Source organism: Chromobacterium sp. LK1, assembly GCF_001043555.1.
GTDB lineage: Bacteria > Pseudomonadota > Gammaproteobacteria > Burkholderiales > Chromobacteriaceae > Chromobacterium > Chromobacterium aquaticum.
The window spans coordinates 80,550-97,894 of sequence record NZ_LDUI01000015.1 but is presented as its reverse complement, the minus strand read 5'-3'; the positions used below and the strand labels follow the sequence as shown (position 1 = coordinate 97,894).

Sequence of the window (17,345 nt, the reverse complement as noted above, 5' to 3'; positions counted from 1 at the left end):
TGTTTACGATCGCGCGAGCTAAGGCGAGACAAGGCGAAAACGGCAGAGAAAGCGGAATGTACTTGAGGTACATGAGCCGTATCGCCGACGCGCAGCAGATCGTAACCAGGCTCTTAACGGCTGATCGGCTTGTAGCGGATCCGCTTGGGCTTGGCGGCTTCCTCGCCCAGGCGTTTCTTCTTGTCGGCCTCGTATTCCTGATAGTTGCCGTCGAAGAAGGTCCATTGCGATTCGCCTTCCGCCGCCAGGATGTGGGTGGCGATACGGTCCAGGAACCAGCGGTCGTGAGAGATCACGAACACGGTGCCAGCGTATTCCAGCAGCGCGTCTTCCAGCGCGCGCAGGGTTTCCACGTCCAGATCGTTGGAGGGTTCGTCCAGCAGCAGCACGTTGCCGCCCTGGAGCAGGGTCTTGGCCAGGTGCAGGCGGCCGCGTTCGCCGCCGGAGAGCATGCCCACTTTTTTCTGCTGATCGGCGCCCTTGAAGTTGAAGCGGCCGAGGTAGGCGCGGCTGGACATTTCGAACTTGCCCACGGTGAGGATGTCGGCGCCGGCGGCCACGTCCTCGAACACGGTCTTGTCGCCGTCCAGGCCCTCGCGGGTCTGCTCGACAAAGGCCATCTGCACGGTCTGGCCAATCTTGACCTCGCCGCTGTCCGGCTGTTCCTTGCCGGCAATCATCTTGAACAGCGTCGATTTACCGGCGCCGTTGGGGCCGATGATGCCGACGATGGCGCCCGGCGGGGCCTTGAAGCTGAGATTGTCGATCAGCAGGCGGTCGCCGAAGCCCTTGGACACGCCGTTGAACTCGATCACCTCATTGCCCAGGCGCTCGGCCACCGGAATGAAGATTTCCTGGGTTTCGTTGCGCTTCTGGGTTTCGTAGCTGGACAGCTCCTCGAAGCGGGCCAGACGCGCCTTGGACTTGGCCTGGCGGCCTTTCGGGTTCTGGCGCACCCATTCCAGTTCCTGCTTCATCGCCTTCATGCGCGCGCCTTCGCTCTTGGCTTCCTGCGCCAGGCGGGCTTCCTTCTGTTCCAGCCAGCTGGAGTAATTGCCTTTCCACGGGATGCCTTCGCCGCGGTCCAGTTCCAGAATCCATTCGGCGGCGTTGTCCAGGAAGTAGCGGTCGTGGGTGACGGCCACCACGGTGCCGGGGAAGCGCACCAGGAATTGCTCCAGCCATTCCACCGATTCCGCGTCCAGGTGGTTGGTGGGTTCGTCCAGCAGCAGCATGTCGGGCTTGGACAGCAGCAGCTTGCACAGCGCCACGCGGCGCTTCTCGCCGCCGGACAGCGGGCCGATCTTGGCGTCCCACGGCGGCAGGCGCAGCGCGTCGGCGGCGATTTCCAGCTGGTGTTCGACGTTGTCGTTGGCGCCGGCGGCGATGATGGCTTCCAGCTTGGCCTGTTCTTCGGCCAGCGCGTCGAAGTCGGCGTCCGGGTCGGCGTAGGCGGCGTACACCTCTTCCAGGCGCTTCTGCGCGCCCATCACGTCGCCCATGCCGCTTTCCACTTCCTCGCGCACGGTTTTTTCCGGGTCCAGCTGCGGTTCCTGCGGCAGGTAGCCGATCTTGACGCCGGCCAGGTGCTGCACCTCGCCTTCGTATTCCTTGTCCGCGCCGGCCATGATGCGCAGCACGGTGGATTTACCGGCGCCGTTCAGGCCCAGCAGGCCGATCTTGGCGCCGGGGAAGAAGGACAGGGAGATGTCCTTGATGATCTGGCGCTTGGGCGGAACGATCTTGCTCACGCGGAGCATGGACATTACATATTGTGCCATCGGTATTCACGCTGGATTGAAAGGGGATAAACCGGGATTCTACCAAATCCCCCGGTTTAGGCCAGCCACGCGGCCGCGTAGCCGGCCGCTAGAACAGTAGCGCCAGCGCCGCGGTCGCCAGCATGGCGAAGGCGCAGGCCACCTTGGCCACCGCGCCGACGATGAAGCCGATGAAGGTGCCGATGCCGACCTTGCCGGCCTGGAAGGCGTCCTTGCGGGCGATGAACTCGCCGATGATGGCGCCGACCAGCGGGCCGAGCAGCACGCCGGCCAGGCCGAAGAACATGCCGACGATGCCGCCGATGAAGGCGCCCCACAGCGCCTGGCTGCTGGCGCCGCTGGCCTTGGCGCCGAGCAGGCCGGCGAAGAAATCAATCACCAGGCCCAGCGCGGTGAGCAGGGCCATGATGATCAGGCTGATGGCGCCCAGGTGGTTGAAGTTGTCCAGCCAGGCGGCCAGCAGCAGCCCGCCGAACATCAGCGGCAGGCCGGGAATGATGGGCAGCATGGTGCCGGCCAGGCCGGCGATGACGAGCAGGGCGGCGAGACTGTAGCCGGCGATTTCCATGGTTGTCCTTGCGGGGGAGGGCGCCCGCGGCGTGGCCGCGGGCCGGGTGTCAGCGGGTGTACTCTTCCAGTAGCTGCAATTGCGCGCAATGCGGCTTGCCGCGGGAGGTGCGGCGCTTGTAGCTGCCGTCCGGCAGCATGTCCCAGGCGTTGACGTTGTCGTCCAGGTACAGACGCAGTGCTTCCTTGATCACCCGACGCTTGAGCTTGGCGTCGACGATGGGCACGCAGGTTTCGATGCGGCGGAAGAAGTTGCGGCCCATCCAGTCGGCGCTGGCGATCAGCAGGTCTTCCTTGCGGTCGTTGTGGAAGTAGAACACGCGCGGGTGTTCCAGGAAGCGGCCGACAATGGAGCGCACGCTGATGTTGTCGGACAAGCCCGGCACGCCGGGCCGCAGCGCGCACACGCCGCGCACGATCAACTGGATCTTGACCCCGGCCTGGCTGGCGCGGTACAGCGCGTGAATCACCTGGCTTTCCAGCAGGGCGTTCATCTTGGCGATGATCTGCGCCGGTTTGCCGGCCTGGGCGTGGGCGATTTCACGGTCTATCGCCTCCATCACCATGCTGTGCAGCGTGAACGGGCTCTGGAACAGCAGCTTGAGTTGGCTGGCGCGGCCCAGGCCGGTCAGCTGCACGAAGATGTCGTTGACGTCGCTGGCGATCTGCTCATTGCAGGTCAGCAGGCCGAAGTCGGTGTAGAGGCGGGCGGTGCGCGGGTGGTAGTTGCCGGTGCCCAGATGCACGTAGCGGCGCAGGCCGTGTTCTTCGCGGCGCACCACCATCAGCATCTTGGCGTGCACCTTGTAGCCGATCACGCCGTAGACCACGTGGGCGCCGGCGTCCTCTAGCCGGCTGGCCCAGCCGATATTGGCTTCTTCGTCGAAGCGCGCCATCAGTTCCACCACCACGGTCACCTGTTTGCCGGCGCGGGCGGCGGCGATCAGCGATTCCATCAGCACCGAGTCGGTGCCGGTGCGGTACACCGTCATCTTGATGGCCACCACGTGCGGATCGGACGCGGCCAGCGTCAGCATGTCTATCACCGGCTGGAAGCTCTGGAATGGGTGATGCAGCAGGATGTCGCCCTTGCGGATGGCGTCGAACAGCGGTGTCTTCTTGCGCAACATCTCCGGCAGCGTGGGGATGAAGGGCGTGAACTTCAGATCCGGCCGATCCACCAGGTCCGGCACCTGCATCAGCCGCACCAGATTGACCGGGCCGTTGACGCGGTAGACGTCGCGCGGCTTGAGGTTGAACTGGGTCAGCAGGAATTCTTCCATGTGCGCCGGGCAGGTGTCGGCGATTTCCAGCCGCACCGCGTCGCCGAACTGGCGCTGGCGCAATTCCCCCTGCAGCGCGGTGCGCAGGTTTTTCACGTCCTCGTCTTCCACCGTCAGCTCGCTGTCGCGGGTCACGCGGAACTGGTAGCAGCCCTTGACCGCCATGCCGCTGAACAGCTCGTGCACGTGGGAGTGCAGGATGGAGGACAGGAACACGAAGGTGTGGCGATGGCCGTCGCTGACTTCGGCCGGCAGCTTGATCACGCGCGGCAGGATGCGCGGCGCTTGCACGATGGCGATGCCGGAGGCGCGGCCGAAGGCGTCGCGGCCTTCCAGTTCCACCGCGAAGTTAAGCGATTTGTTCAGCACCTTGGGGAAGGGGTGGGACGGGTCCAGACCAATAGGGGTCAGGATGGGCATCAGCTCGCGGAAGAAAAAGTCCTGCACCCATTGCTGCTGCGCCTGGCTCCACTCGCTGCGGCGCAGGAAGATGATGTTTTCCTCGCGCAGCGCCGGGAACAGCACTTCGCTCATCACCGCGTACTGGTCGCGCACCAGCTGGTGCGCGGCGGTGGCCACCTTGGCCAGCGCCTGTTCCGGCGTGGAGCCGTCGGCCAGGATGCGCTCCGGCGTGGCCACGGCGGTTTCCTGCAGCCAGGCCACGCGCACTTCGAAGAACTCGTCCATGTTGGAGGACACGATGCACAGGAATTTCAGCCGTTCCAGCAGCGGCAGGTTGGCGTCTTCGGCCTGGGCCAGCACGCGGCGGTTGAATTCGAGCAGGCCCAGTTCGCGGTTGATCAGCAAGTCTTGCGTGTGTGACATACGGGGTTCAAGCCAACAGTGGAGAGTTCAGGGAAAAACAAAGCCCTCGCTTGGAGGGCTGGGCATGGAGATTAGTTCTGCGGCGGGGTATAGCCCGCCGGGGCGTCGGCGCCGTCGCCGAAGAAGTAGGCTTCCAGCTGCGCGGCCAGGTACTGGCGGGCGCGGGCGTCGGCCAGGCTCAGGCGGTTTTCGTTGATCAGCATGGTTTGATAGCGCAGCCAGCCTTGCCAGGCTTCCTTGGATACATTCTCAAACACACGCTTGCCCAGTTCGCCCGGCAGCGGCGGGAAGTCGAGGGCTTCGGCTTCGCGGCCCAGCTTGACGCAATTGACGGTTCTGCTCATGGCGCAATCCTTAAAATATCGGAAAAAGGTTAATTCAACATTGTGTCACAGAGATGAAACGCTTCCAACCACGGCGCGGCCCTAGTCTTACAAGACCTTGACGAAAACCTTGGACCGGCGTTGATAGTTGTAGAACTGCTGCCGCGCCAGCGGCAGCGCGCTCTTGTCCGCCTCGGCGAAGCCGCGTTCGACGAACCAGTGCGCGGTTTGGGTGGTGAGCACGAACAGCGATTGTAGACCCTGGGTGCGCGCCTGGTATTCCACGTGCTTGAGCAGCATTTCGCCGAAGCCGCCGTCGCGCTTGTCTTGCGCCACCGCCAGGCAGGCCAGTTCGGCGGTGCCGGCGTCGGTGAACGGGTGCATGGCCACGCAGCCGTAGATCTTGCCGTCGTGTTCCAGCACCGAGTACTCGCCGATTTCCACTTCCAGGTGTTCGCGGCTGCGCTTGACCAGCACGCCTTGTTCTTCCAGCGGCTGGATCAGGCCGATGATGTCGCCGATGTCTTCGATGCTGGCGTTGCGCACCCGTACCAGAGGATCGCGCGCGATCATGGTGCCGTTGCCGCCGCGGGTGAAGTGCTCCACCAGCAAGGCGCCGTCGGCGTGGCGGCTGATCAAGTGGGCGCGCGGAATGCCTTCGCGGGTGGCGCGGATGGCGTAAGGGAGATAGGCGCTGACGTCGTCCTGCAGCTGGCCGGAGGCCAGCAGGTCTTCGGCCTGCTGAGCGGTCAGCGTGCTGATCAGTTCCTCGTTCAGCATCACGCCGCGCTGCTCGATCACGAAAATCAGTTTTTCCGCCTTCAGGGTGATGGCGACGTGGGTGGCCAGCTCTTCCATGGTCAGGTTGAAGGCCTCGCCGGTCAGCGAGTAGCCGATGGGCGACAGCAGCACCAGTTCGCCATGATCGAGGCGGGCGCGGATGGCGGCGCCGTCGGCGCGGCGTACCTGGCCGGTGTATTGCATGTCCACGCCGTCCAGCACCCCCAGCGGCTGGGCGGTGACGAAGTTGCCGCCGGCCACGCGCAGGTGGGCGCCGTGCATCGGCGAATCGGGCATGCCCATGGACAGCAGCGCCTCGATATCGCAGCGGGTGGCGCCGGCCGCCTGCTTGACCACGTCCATGGTGGCGGCGTCGGTGACGCGGCGGTCGCGGTGGAACAGGCGGGCGATGCCGTGGCGTTTCAGCAGTCCCTCGATCTGCGGGCGGATGCCGTGCACCAGCACGATGCGCACGCCCAGGCTGACCAGGAGGTTGATGTCTTGCGCCAGGCTGGCGAATTCGCCGTCCTGCAGGGTTTCGCCGCTGACGGCCAGCACGAAGGTCTTGCCGCGGTAGGCGTTGATATAGGGGGCGGCTTCGCGAAAGGAAAGCACGAATTCGCGGGTAAGCATGAGGGCTGCGGCTCCGGCCGGGAAACTAGGGTTCAGCCGGATAGCGTAGCAGGAATGACGATGTTTTGCAGAAGGACGATGACGGGCGCGCATGAAAAACGCCCCTGGAAAAACCAGGGGCGTGCGTGGGTGGCCGCGAGCGGCTCAGCTGCCTTTTTTCTGCAGGATCTGCTGGACCTTGAGAATGTTCAGCGCCTGCGACAGCTGGTTGTCGTTCTTCGGATTGGGATCGCGCGGGCCGAACTGGCTCTTTTCTTCCGGCTTGGCCTTGTCCTGGCCGTCGTCCGGCTTGGCCGGCGCGGGGGCCGGCTTGGGCGCGGCCGCGGGCTTGGCGCTGCTCTTGGCCGGGGCCTTGTCCTCGCCGTTGGGATTGGCCAGGTGGTTTTCCAGGTCCACCTCGCGCAGGCGCAGCGCCTGTTCGGCCGCAGTCAGCGTGCCGTCTTCCACCACCACGTCGGGCACTATGCCCTTGGCTTGGATCGAGCGGCCGTTGGGCGTGAAGTAGCGCGCGGTGGTCAGCTTGATGCCGCCGGCGTTGCCCAGCGGCATGATGGATTGCACCGAGCCCTTGCCGAAGGTCTGGGTGCCGACCAGCACCGCGCGCTTGTGGTCCTGCAGTGCGCCGGCGACGATTTCCGACGCCGAGGCCGAGCCGCCGTTGACCAGCACCACCAGCGGCACGTTGCGGGCATCCTGCGGCAGCTTGGACAGCGGGTCGCTGCCGTTGGGGCGCGCGTAGTTCTGCAGATTGGCGGTCAGCCGCATCTTGGCGTCAGGAGTACGGCCCTCGGTGTACACCACCAGTTGGTTCTTGGCCAGGAAGGCGGCGGAAACGCCGACCGCGCCGTTGAGCAGGCCGCCCGGGTCGTCGCGCAGGTCCAGCACCAGGCCCTTCAGGCCCTGCTTGTTCTCCTTGTACAGCGCCTGGATGCCGGCGGCCAGATCCTCGGAGGTGTGCTCCTGGAACTGGGTGATGCGCACATAGCCGTAATCCGGTTCCAGCAGCTTGTACTTGACGCTCTTGGTTTTGATCACCGCGCGCGCCAGCGTGAATACCAGCGGTTTGGTTTCGGTCTTGCGGGCGATGGTCAGCGTGACCTTGGTGCCCGGCTTACCGCGCATCTTCTTCACCGCGTCGGTCAGGGACAGGCCGCGCACCGGGGTGTCGTCGATCTTGATGATCAGGTCGCCGCTCTTGATGCCGGCCTTTTGCGCCGGGGTATCCTCGATAGGGGACACCACCTTGACCAGGCCGTCCTCGGCGCCGATTTCGATGCCGAGGCCGCCGAATTCGCCCTGGGTGCCTTCCTTGAGTTCCTTGAACGCATCCGGGTCCATGTAGTCGGAGTGCGGGTCCAGCCCGGTCAGCATGCCCTTGATCGCCGCGGTGATCAGCTTCTTGTCTTCCACCGGATCGACATAGTCCTGCTTGATGCGGCCAAACACTTCGGCGAAGGTGCGCAACTCGCTCAGCGGCAGCGGGGATTCGCCCTTGTCGGCAAAGGCTTGCATGCTCAGCGTCAGCACGCCGCCGGCCATGGCGCCGGCCACTAGCCAGGCAATCTTCTTCATTCTTTGGCTGCTCATGATTTGTTATCTGTCTCCGTTGCCCGGTTCAGCGCGCCCAGGCTTGCGGGTTTAGGGGGCGTCCCATGTGTCGGATTTCAAAGTACAGGCCGGATTCGCCGCTGTCCAGTGTTCCGGTGTTGCCGATTGTGTCACCGGCCTTGACGCCGCTGCCCACGGATTTGCCTATTACCGATAGTCCGGTATAGACCGTCATGTAGTTGCCGCCATGGTCGATCAGGATGGCGTTGCCGAAGCCGCGCAGTTGATCGGCGAACACCACGGTGCCGTCGGCCACGCTGCGCACCGGGGTGCCGTTGGCGGTCTGGATGAACAGGCCTTTCCAGCTGACGCCTTGCTGGCGCGGCTTGCCGAAGCGGCCGACCAATTGCCCGGCCACCGGCATCTTCATTTTGCCCTGCAGGCTGACGAAGGCGCGACCGGCGGCGCTGTCGTCGGCCACGTCGGTGATCGCTTCCTCTTTCACCGTGACCGTCCGCTTGGCTTCCTCCGGCACTGGCTTGCCCTGTTTCTTGGCGCTTTCCGCCAGCTTGCGACGGCGCTCGTTCTCTTTGCGCGCCGCTTCGCGGGCGGCGGCCAGTTTGGCCTTGCGTTCCTCCGCCGCCTTGCGCGCGGCTTCGGCGCGGCGGCGCTGGATTTCCCGGTTGATCTGGGCGATCAGGCCGGTCAGGCGCTTTTCGTTTTCCTGCAGCTGGCTGAGCTTGCTTTGGCCGGACTTGATCTCGCCGGTGACCTTGCTCAACTCCTGCTGCTGGCTGGCCTTGTCCTGCTGCAGCGAGCTCTTTTCCTGGCTCTTGCGGTCCGACAGCGAGTTGAGGCGGGCCAGTTCCTGCTCCAGCTGGAAGGACAGTGCTTCCAGTTCATGCTGGTGGGTGATCAACTGGGCGACCAACTGCTGCTGGGCGCGGGCGATATGCTGATAGTAGGCGAGGTCGCGCGCGTTCTGATTGGGATCATTCGCGTTCATCATCAGCTTCATCGCATCGTGCTGGCCGTTCTTGTACTGGCGCGCCAGCATCTGGCCGACGCGCTGGCGCACCGCGGCCAGGTTGTTGCGGCTGGCGTTGATCTGGGCGCGCAGCGCTTCGAGCTGCTGCTCGGAACTGCTTTGTTTCTTTTCCAGCTTTACCAGCGCCTGGTTGGTCTGGGCGATGGCCTGTTCCGATTCCTTGATCGCCGACTGGGCCTCTTTCTGCACCACCTGTTTCTGGGCGATGTCCTTTTTCAGCGTGTCGATTTCCTTGCGCACCGATTTGAGGTCTTGCTGATGCGGCGTGGTGGACAGCGCGGCGGAAGCCGGCGGCGCGGCGTGGCTGGCTGCGGCGAGCAGGGTCGCCATCAGGACATAGGATTTCATTGCCGGGAATGTGCTTTCTCTTGGGCCGCGAGCCGGACGCCCCGTCCTCGAGCGAGGGGTCCGGCTCCTTGACGCCGGCGAAGCCGGCGGCGGCGGGTCTTGGAGTCCGTTCTAAAGTCTCGCCAGCCAGAGCGAAACAAGGCGCAAACGCTTGAAGCAGCGGAATGCACAAAGCGGTACATGAGCATTCAGAAAGCGTTTTTAACGCTGTATTGCTGAAGCGCAGCAGACTATTAGAACAGATTCTTATTGGAATTCGATCAACGATTGACCAGTCATCTCCGTTGGTTGTTCCAGGCCCATCATCGCCAGCAGCGACGGTGCGATGTCGCGCAGCGAACCGCCGGCGCGAATCCGGGCCGGACGGCCGACGTAGAGGAAGGGCACCGGGCTCAGCGTGTGCTGGGTGTGCGGCTGATGATGCTCGGCATCGTACATCTGCTCGCAATTGCCGTGGTCGGCGGTGATCAGCACTTCACCGCCGGCGGCGCGCATCGCTTCCACGCAGCGGCCTATGCAGCCGTCCAGCGCTTCCACCGCCTTGACCGCGGCGTCGAAGATGCCGCTGTGGCCGACCATGTCGCCGTTGGCGTAGTTGCAGATGATGGCCTGGTACTGGCCGGAGGCGATGGCGGCGACGATCTTGTCGGTGACTTCGCCGGCGTTCATTTCCGGCTGCAGATCATAGGTGGCCACCTTGGGCGATGGCACCAGGATGCGATCCTCGCCGGGATAAACCTGTTCCTCGCCGCCGTTGAAGAAATAGGTAACGTGCGGGTATTTCTCGGTTTCGGCGATGCGCAGCTGTTTCAGGCCCTGGCTGGCCAGGTATTCGCCAAAGCCGTTGCTGATCTTTTGCGGCGGATAGGCGATGGACAGTTGGCTGTAGGCCTCGCCGTAGGAGGTCAGCGTGGCGAAGTCGGCGAACTTGGGCTGGCGCGCCTTGAAGCCGTCGAAGGCCGGGTCGGTCAGCGCGCTGACCAGCTGGCGCGCGCGGTCGGCGCGGAAATTCATGAACACGACGACATCGCCGTCCCGCATGCCGGCCGTTTCGCCGATGGCCGTGGCCTTGACGAACTCGTCGTTCTCATCGCGGGCGTAGGCGGCTTCCAGCGCTTCCAGGCCGCTGCGGGCATGGTACAGGCCTTCGCCTTCCACCAGCAGGCGGTAAGCCGGTTCCACGCGTTCCCAGCGCTTGTCGCGGTCCATCGCCCAGTAGCGGCCGGTCACCGATGCCAGGCGCGCGGACGGGCATTCGGCCAGCACCGCGTCCAGCCGTTCCAGATAGGTCTTGGCACTGCGCGGCGGGGTGTCGCGGCCGTCCAGGAAGGCGTGCACCAGGATGCGCGCGACGCCGGCGGCCTGGGCCGCGCGGATCAGCGAATGAATGTGGTTTTCATGACTGTGAACGCCGCCGTCGGACAGCAGGCCCATGATGTGCAGCGTCGAGTCCTTGGCCTTGGCGATCGCCGCGCCCAACACCGGGTTGGCGGCGAAACGGCCGTCCTCGATGTCGCAGTCGATGCGGCTGATGTCCTGCTGCACCACGCGGCCGGCGCCGATGTTCAGATGGCCGACTTCCGAGTTGCCGAACTGGCCGGAGGGCAGGCCGACGAAATTTTCCGAGGCATTGATGGTGCCGTAGGGGAAGGTCTGGCGCAGGCGGTTCCAGTTGGGCATCGAGGCATGCAGAATCGCGTTGTCATCGCCTTCGGTGCGATGGCCAAAACCGTCGAGAATCAACAACAACACCGGTTTGATGGATTTCATGGCATTCACATTCTGAATATTAGAAAATCTTGATGGTATTGGATTTAGTGTAGTATTGTACCGCAGTCAGACTAAATATAATGACTCTACAGGGAGAGAAGCCTTGCTGTTCAACGATGACCAGATCGAGCAGACCTCGAGGGCGATGAAGGCGATGTCGCACCCGCTGCGTCTGAAGATCATATCGGTGCTGGAAGACCAGGAAGTGAGCGTGCAGGACATAGTCGAGCAGGTCGGCACGTCGCAGAGCAACATTTCTCAGCATTTGGCCATTATGCGCGACAAGGGCGTGTTGCGCACGCGCAAGGACGCCAACCGCGTCTATTACCGCGTTGGCGATATCCGCACGCTGGAGGTGCTGAAGATGATGCGCGAAGTATTCTGTGGTTTCGGCGAGTAAATCGCCGCCAGTCGAATCCGCGCTACCGGCATGAGCCGGTTTTGTCGCTGAAATTGGAATGTCAAAACGCCGCGCTTCTCAAGGAAGCGCGGCGTTTTTGCGTCAAGCTGAACCGCCGGGGCTCAATTACTTGGCGGCGGAAGCCGACTTGTGCTCGCCTTTCTTGTGAGCGTGCTTCTTGTGCTTGGCGGGCGCGGAAGCATGCTTCTTGCCGGCTTTCTTGTGTTCGGCCTTGTGCTCCATCTTCTTCTCGGCAGGAGCGGAAGCCGGGGTGGCGGCCAGGGCGGTGGTGGCAAAAGCAGCGGCGATCAGAGCGGAAATCAGTTTTTTCATGATTGTGACCTTTCTTGTGTAAAGCCGGCGGTGCATGCCGGCTGCAATCCCAAATGGGTGAGATATGCCCTGTCTGGGATTTGCGCCTGGCGGGAAAGTTCACACAAATTCATAAAAACTTGCCGTGGCGCAAATTCATGCCATCGGCTTGAAGCTCAGAACAACCAGTAACTGGCGGCGACGCCGGCGAAAATGACGGCGCCGACGCGGTTGTTGTCGAGAAAGGCCTTGAAGCAGGCGGCGCGGTCGCGTTCGCGGATGTCCAGGTACTGTTTGGCCATCAGGGCGATGGCGCAGAGCAGGGACAGGTAATAAGGCCAGTTCAACGCCAGGTGCAGGCCGATGCCGGTCATCAGCGCGAGGAAGGCGGCGTGGAACAGCATCACGGCCAGCACGTCGTGATCGCCGAAGGTGAGCGCCGAGGTCTTGATGCCGATCTTGATATCGTCAGGCTTGTCGCTGATGGCGTAGGCGGTGTCGTAAGCCAGCGTCCAGCAGGCATTGGCCAGCAACAGCAGCCAGGCCAGCGCCGGCACCTCGCCGGCCTGGGCGGCGAAGGCCATCGGGATGCCGAAGGAGAAGGCCAGGCCCAGATAGGCCTGCGGCACCGGGAAGAAACGCTTGGTGTACGGATAGGTGGCGGCGATGAACAGCGCCGGCAGGCTCAACAGCAAGGTCAGACGGTTCAGCGGCAGGATCAGCAGCAGCGACAGCAGGGCCAGGCCGGCGGCCAGCAGCAAGGCTTCTTTCTTGCTGACCGCGCCGCGGGCGAACGGGCGCAGCCGAGTGCGCGCCACATGGGCGTCGAAATCGCGGTCGGCGTAGTCGTTGACCACGCAGCCGGCGGAGCGCATCAAGAAAGTGCCAATGATGAAAATCAGCACGATGAGCGGATCGGGCCGGCCGTGGCCGGCGATCAACAGCGCCCACAGCGTCGGCCACAGCAGCAAAAAGGTGCCGATGGGCTTGTCCATGCGCATCAACTGCATGTACACGGAGAAGCGGTCCTTGAAAACGGCGGCGGTGATCACAGCAAAGTCTCCAGTTCCGGCAAAAACAGTTCGCAGATCAGCAAGGGCGCCTGGCGCAGCAGGAAGCGGCAGCGCCGCGCCGGATAGCTTTGATGCGGGCTCAGCGCCGCCGCGGGTTCAAACAGCGGATGGTCGGCGTCTATCAATTGGTAATGCAAGGGGTCGCGGCGTAAATCCGGCAACTCGCTGAACAAGGTCAGGCCCAGGGAGCGGCTGCCGCGGTCTAGAATGGGCAGCCAGTCCGCGCAGTCCAGGCGCGCTACGCTGCGGGCGAACACCACCGGGGTGTCGTCCAGGGTCAAGGCCACTTCGCGCGCCAGCAGCGGCGCGCCGGCGGCCAGACTCAGCAGTGGCGCTTCGTCAGCCAGGCAAGGGCCGGTTTGCTGCTTCAGCACGCGCACGGCGAAGCGGCGGCCGGTGGCTTGCAGCCGTTCGGTCAGCGAGCCGGCTTCGGTGAGGCAGGATAGTACGGCGGCGGGCAGCGCGGGGGGCTGCGGTCGCCAGAGTGCGTGATGGGGCATGGCGCGCATTATGCCAAAGCCGGCGCGGCCTTGTCCCGTCCCATCTGCGGCCTGGGCGCGCGCATCTGTCTATCCCCAAGCGCGCGCCGGCACATTATCATGTTGGCATTGCTGTTTGGCTGGGGGCTGAGGTGATAGAGACCGCATTGTGTTTGCTGGGTTTTCAATTGGCGGGAGAAGTGCTGGCGCGAGGCTTGGGCCTGCCGCTGCCCGGCCCGGTGCTGGGCATGTTGTTGCTGTTTGTCGCGCTGAGCGTGCGCCGCGGCGTGCCGGTCACGCTGCAAATCCAGGTGCCGCGTTTTCTGGCGCATATGTCCTTGCTGTTCATTCCGGCCGGCGGCGCGGTGCTGGCCTACCAGGGCTTGCTGGCCGAGCACGGCGCGCGGCTGGCGGCGGTGCTGGCGCTGTCCACGCTGACCACGTTGCTGGTGCCGGGCCTGGCCCTGCACTGGATGCTGGCGCGGCGGCGTCGCAGGAGCGGCCATGGCGGGCATTGAGGCATTGGGCGCCTTGCGCGCGTCGCCGTTGACCGGGGTGTTTGTCACATTGCTGGCTTATCGTCTGGCTTTGTGGCTGAATCGGCGCTGTCATGGCCACCCCTTGTCCAATCCGGTGCTGATCGGCGTGCTGTTGCTGTTGGGCTGGCTATTGCTGTCGGGCACCGATTATCGCCAGTACATGCAGGGCGCGCAGTTGATCCAGATGTTGCTGGGACCTGCGACGGTGGCGCTGGCGGTGCCCTTGTACGGCAATCTGAGCCGCCTGAAGCGCGCGGCGGGGCTGCTGGCGCTGAGCATTTTGCTGGGCGGGCTGGCCGGCATCGTCAGCGCGGTGGGTTTTGGCTGGCTGTTCGGCCTGCCGCACGAGGTCTTGCTGTCGCTGAGCACGCGCGCGGTGACCACGCCGATCGCGATGAGCGTGGCCCAGGGCATAGGCGGGGTGCCCGAGTTGTCGGCGATGTGCGTGATCCTGTCCGGAATTTTCGGCGCGGTGGTGGCGCGGCCGCTGTTCGCCGCGCTGGGTTTGCACGATGATATGGCGCTGGGCGTTGCCACCGGCATTTCCGCGCATGGGATAGGAACGGCGCGGGTGTTCCAGTTGTCGGAGACTGCGGGGGCGTTCGCGGGGCTGGCGATGGGCTTGAACGGCTTGCTCACCGCCTTGCTGGTGCCCTTGCTGCTGGCGTTGTTCCCGCTGTAGGCGGACCGGCGGTTTTCATTGCGCAGTCGCGCCAAGCCGCGCATCCCGTCATCAGCGGATGCCCGACTTGGCTCGCTTGCGGCGGAATTAAAAATATTTTTACGAGGGGTGTGTATGGATTTGATTTTGTGGCGCCATGCCGAGGCCGAGGAAGGTTCCGACGATCTGGCCCGCGCCTTGACGCGACGCGGCCAGCAGCAGGCCAGCCAGATGGCGTCCTGGCTGCGGGTGCGCCTGCCGCGCGACTATCTATTGCTGGCGTCCGAGGCCAAGCGCTCGCAGCAGACCGCCGCGCTGCTGGCCAAGAGCTTTCAGACCGTGCCGGCGCTGAACCCGACGGCATCGCCGCAAGAGGTGCTGGAGGCGATAGGCTGGCCGGAAGCGAACCGCACCGTGGTGCTGGTCGGCCATCAGCCTTATATCGGTTGGCTGACATCCGCTCTGTTGTCGGAGCAGCAACAGTTGTGGAGCGTGAAGAAGGGTTCGATCTGGTGGCTGAGCCACCGCGAGCGCCATGGCATTGAGCAGACGCGCTTGAAGGCGATGATGACGCCGGGCATGTTGCAGCCCTGAGCCGAAACCTAAAAAGGCCCCTCGATCGAGGGGCCTTTTTCTTGTCGGTCTCCAAGGTTTCAAACGACGGCGTCGGTCTCCTGCGCCAATCGTTGTCGCAGCGTCTTGCTGACCTTGACCATGCTGGCGAGCGCGGCCTCCACCTCGGGCCAGCCGCGGGTTTTCAGGCCGCAATCGGGATTGACCCACAGTTTTTCCGGCTCGATCACTTGCAGCGCCTTTTCCAGCAGTTGCTGAATTTCCGCCTCAGGCGGCACTCGCGGGCTGTGGATGTCGTAGACGCCGGGGCCGATGGCGTTGGGGTAGCGGAAGTGGCCGAAGTCCTGCAACAGCTCCATGTCCGAACGCGAGGTTTCGATGGTGATCACATCGGCGTCCAGCGCCGCGATGGCCGGCAGGATGTCGCCGAACTCCGAATAGCACATATGGGTGTGGATCTGGGTGGCGTCGGCCACGCCGTGGCAAGACAGGCGGAAGGCCTGGCCGGCCCAGTCCAGATAGGCGGCGCGGTCGGCGCGCTTCAGCGGCAGGCCTTCGCGGATTGCCGGTTCATCGATCTGGATCACGCGGATGCCGGCGCTTTCCAGGTCGCGCACTTCGTCGTTCAGCGCCAGGGCGATCTGGCGGCAGACTTCGCCGCGCGGCAGGTCGTCGCGGACAAAACTCCATTGCAGGATGGTGACCGGGCCGGTCAGCATGCCCTTGACCGGACGCGGGGTCAGGCTTTGCGCGTATTCCGCCCATTCCACGGTCATCGGCTGTGGCCGCGCCACGTCGCCGAACAGAATCGGCGGCTTGACGCAACGACTGCCGTAGCTTTGCACCCAGCCGCCGGCGGTGAACACGAAGCCGGACAATTGCTCGCCGAAGTACTCCACCATATCGTTGCGCTCGGCCTCGCCGTGCACCAGCACATCGATGTCCAGCGCCTCCTGGCGGCGGATCGCCAGCTCGATTTCCTGCTGCATCGCCTGGCGGTAGGCATCGGCGGACAGTTCGCCGCGCTTGAAGCCGGCGCGGGCGCTGCGGATGGACGCGGTTTGCGGGAAGGAGCCTATGGTGGTGGTGGGCAGCAGCGGCAGCTTGAGCCAGGCTTGCTGCGCGGCGGCGCGGACCGGATAGGCGCTGTGGCGTTGATCGGCGTCGGCTGGCAGCGCGGCCAGCCGCTGTTGGACATCGGGACGGTGGATCAGCGGGCTGGCGGCGCGCTGTTGACGGGCGTAATCGCTGCCGGCCAATTCATTGGCGATGGCGTCGCGGCCTTGTTCCACGCCGCGCTTCAATACCTTCAGCTCGTTCAGCTTCTGCACCGCGAAGGCGAGCCAGGTCTTGACGTCGACATCGAGCTGGGTTTCCGCGGCCAGGTCGAAGGGAGTGTGCAGCAAGGAGCAACTGGGGGCAATCCACAAGCGCTCGCCCAATTCGGCGGCCAGCGGCAGCAGGCCGGCCAGCACGCGGGACAGGTCGGCGCGCCAGATATTGCGGCCATCGATGACGCCGGCGGACAGCACCTTGTCCTGCGGCCAGCCGGCGGCGAAGGCTTCCAGCTGCAGCGGCGCGCGCACCAGGTCCAGGTGCAGGCCGGCCACCGGCAGGCGCTTGAGCCGTTCGGCGTGTTCGGCGACGCTGCCGAAGTAAGTGGCCAGCAGCAGGTTCAAGGAACCGTCCTGCAATTGCCGGTAGGCGGGCTCGAAGGCGGCCAGCCATTCTTGCGGCAGGTCCAGCGCCAGGATGGGCTCGTCGATCTGCACCCATTCCACCTTGGCCTCGGCCAGCGCGGCCAGCAGCTCGCGGTAGGCTTGCAGCAGGCCGGGCAGCAGCGCGCGCTTGTCGAAGTCGGCGCCCTTGCTCTTGCCCAGCCACAGCAGGGACAAAGGCCCCAGCAGCACCGGCTTGGCGCGCAGGCCCAGCGCCTGGGCTTCGCGCACTTGCGCCAGCAGGCGCTGCGGCTGAGCCTGGAAAGCGGTGTCGGCATGCCATTCCGGCACCAGGTAGTGGTAATTGGTGTCGAACCATTTGGTCATTTCCAGCGCCGGCTGTTTGGCGTTGCCGCGCGCCAGCTGGAAGTATTGTTCCGTGCTCAGTTGCGCCGGGTCGAAGCCGAAGCGCGGTGGCACCGCGCCCACCAGCAGCTGCGCGTCCAGCACATGATCGTAGAGGGAGAAATCGCCAACCGGTGACAATTCCACGCCGGCGCCTTTTTGCAGCAGCCAGTGGCGCTGGCGCAGTTCGCGCGCGCCGCCGAGCAGCGCGGTCTCGTCGATTTCATTCTTCCAGTAATTCTCCAGCAGGGTTTTCAGTTCGCGTTTGGCGCCGATGCGGGGAAAGCCGAGCAAGTGCAGGGTGGTCATGGGTGGACTCCTTGGTTCGTGATGTCCCTA

At 64.4% G+C, this 17,345-nt stretch carries 16 protein-coding genes; 4 read left to right on the top strand and 12 right to left on the bottom strand.

Going from position 1 to position 17,345, the window contains the following annotated elements; all coding sequences use genetic code 11:
• Positions 1–113: 113 nt before the first annotated feature.
• The 8 genes from ettA to gpmI all read right to left on the bottom strand — a co-directional run bounded on the left by ettA (position 114) and on the right by gpmI (position 10,906).
• Positions 114–1,781: an energy-dependent translational throttle protein EttA gene (ettA, locus tag VI26_RS07430; protein ID WP_048409111.1), complete on the bottom strand. Its 1,668-nt coding sequence runs from the start codon at positions 1,779–1,781 to the stop codon at positions 114–116.
• Positions 1,782–1,869: 88 nt separating this feature from the next.
• Entirely contained in the window at positions 1,870–2,349 is a 480-nt protein-coding gene (locus VI26_RS07425) for a DUF456 domain-containing protein (protein WP_048409110.1), read from the bottom strand.
• A gap of 49 nt (positions 2,350–2,398) precedes the next feature.
• Positions 2,399–4,456, bottom strand: a complete 2,058-nt coding sequence (gene ppk1 / locus VI26_RS07420) for a polyphosphate kinase 1 (protein WP_048409109.1) — start codon at positions 4,454–4,456, stop codon at positions 2,399–2,401.
• 71 nt (positions 4,457–4,527) lie between these two features.
• The gene (locus VI26_RS07415) at positions 4,528–4,800 is read right to left on the bottom strand and encodes an oxidative damage protection protein (protein ID WP_048409108.1); all 273 of its coding nucleotides are present in this window, start codon (positions 4,798–4,800) and stop codon (positions 4,528–4,530) included.
• A gap of 87 nt (positions 4,801–4,887) precedes the next feature.
• The gene (argA, locus tag VI26_RS07410) at positions 4,888–6,192 is read right to left on the bottom strand and encodes an amino-acid N-acetyltransferase (protein ID WP_048409107.1); all 1,305 of its coding nucleotides are present in this window, start codon (positions 6,190–6,192) and stop codon (positions 4,888–4,890) included.
• Positions 6,193–6,336: 144 nt separating this feature from the next.
• Positions 6,337–7,764, bottom strand: coding sequence for a S41 family peptidase (locus tag VI26_RS07405; protein WP_048409106.1), 1,428 nt, complete (start codon positions 7,762–7,764; stop codon positions 6,337–6,339).
• Positions 7,765–7,807: 43 nt separating this feature from the next.
• On the bottom strand, positions 7,808–9,136 hold the full coding sequence (locus tag VI26_RS07400; RefSeq protein ID WP_048409105.1) for a murein hydrolase activator EnvC: 1,329 nt from the start codon (positions 9,134–9,136) through the stop codon (positions 7,808–7,810).
• Positions 9,137–9,382: 246 nt separating this feature from the next.
• The gene (gpmI, locus tag VI26_RS07395; protein WP_048409104.1) at positions 9,383–10,906 is read right to left on the bottom strand and encodes a 2,3-bisphosphoglycerate-independent phosphoglycerate mutase; all 1,524 of its coding nucleotides are present in this window, start codon (positions 10,904–10,906) and stop codon (positions 9,383–9,385) included.
• A gap of 103 nt (positions 10,907–11,009) precedes the next feature.
• Here gpmI and VI26_RS07390 point away from each other — a divergent pair, with 103 nt between their 5' ends.
• Positions 11,010–11,306 (top strand): helix-turn-helix transcriptional regulator, encoded by a 297-nt coding sequence (locus VI26_RS07390; protein ID WP_019100570.1) that lies wholly within the window; start codon positions 11,010–11,012, stop codon positions 11,304–11,306.
• A 126-nt stretch (positions 11,307–11,432) separates the two neighbouring features.
• On the opposite strand, the gene VI26_RS07385 is transcribed toward VI26_RS07390, so the two are convergent.
• From VI26_RS07385 to VI26_RS07375, 3 genes are all read right to left on the bottom strand, one after another.
• Complete coding sequence (locus VI26_RS07385; RefSeq protein ID WP_048409103.1) at positions 11,433–11,639, bottom strand: hypothetical protein; 207 nt, start codon at positions 11,637–11,639, stop codon at positions 11,433–11,435.
• A 155-nt stretch (positions 11,640–11,794) separates the two neighbouring features.
• The gene (ubiA, locus tag VI26_RS07380; RefSeq protein WP_048409118.1) at positions 11,795–12,628 is read right to left on the bottom strand and encodes a 4-hydroxybenzoate octaprenyltransferase; all 834 of its coding nucleotides are present in this window, start codon (positions 12,626–12,628) and stop codon (positions 11,795–11,797) included.
• Between the two features lie 38 nt (positions 12,629–12,666).
• Positions 12,667–13,191: a chorismate lyase gene (locus VI26_RS07375; RefSeq protein WP_231580972.1), complete on the bottom strand. Its 525-nt coding sequence runs from the start codon at positions 13,189–13,191 to the stop codon at positions 12,667–12,669.
• Positions 13,192–13,322: 131 nt separating this feature from the next.
• Here VI26_RS07375 and VI26_RS07370 point away from each other — a divergent pair, with 131 nt between their 5' ends.
• From VI26_RS07370 to VI26_RS07360, 3 genes are all read left to right on the top strand, one after another.
• Positions 13,323–13,688, top strand: a complete 366-nt coding sequence (locus tag VI26_RS07370; RefSeq protein ID WP_048409101.1) for a CidA/LrgA family protein — start codon at positions 13,323–13,325, stop codon at positions 13,686–13,688.
• Positions 13,675–14,391 carry an LrgB family protein gene (locus VI26_RS07365; RefSeq protein ID WP_048409100.1) on the top strand — a complete coding sequence of 239 codons (717 nt, stop codon included), beginning with the start codon at positions 13,675–13,677 and terminating at the stop codon, positions 14,389–14,391. The genes VI26_RS07370 and VI26_RS07365 overlap by 14 nt, the downstream gene beginning before the upstream one ends.
• 114 nt (positions 14,392–14,505) lie before the next feature.
• Positions 14,506–14,964, top strand: coding sequence for a histidine phosphatase family protein (locus tag VI26_RS07360; protein WP_048409099.1), 459 nt, complete (start codon positions 14,506–14,508; stop codon positions 14,962–14,964).
• A gap of 59 nt (positions 14,965–15,023) precedes the next feature.
• Here the strand turns inward: VI26_RS07360 and metE are convergent, their stop codons facing one another.
• Positions 15,024–17,315: a 5-methyltetrahydropteroyltriglutamate--homocysteine S-methyltransferase gene (metE, locus tag VI26_RS07355; RefSeq protein ID WP_048409098.1), complete on the bottom strand. Its 2,292-nt coding sequence runs from the start codon at positions 17,313–17,315 to the stop codon at positions 15,024–15,026.
• Positions 17,316–17,345 lie beyond the last annotated feature (30 nt).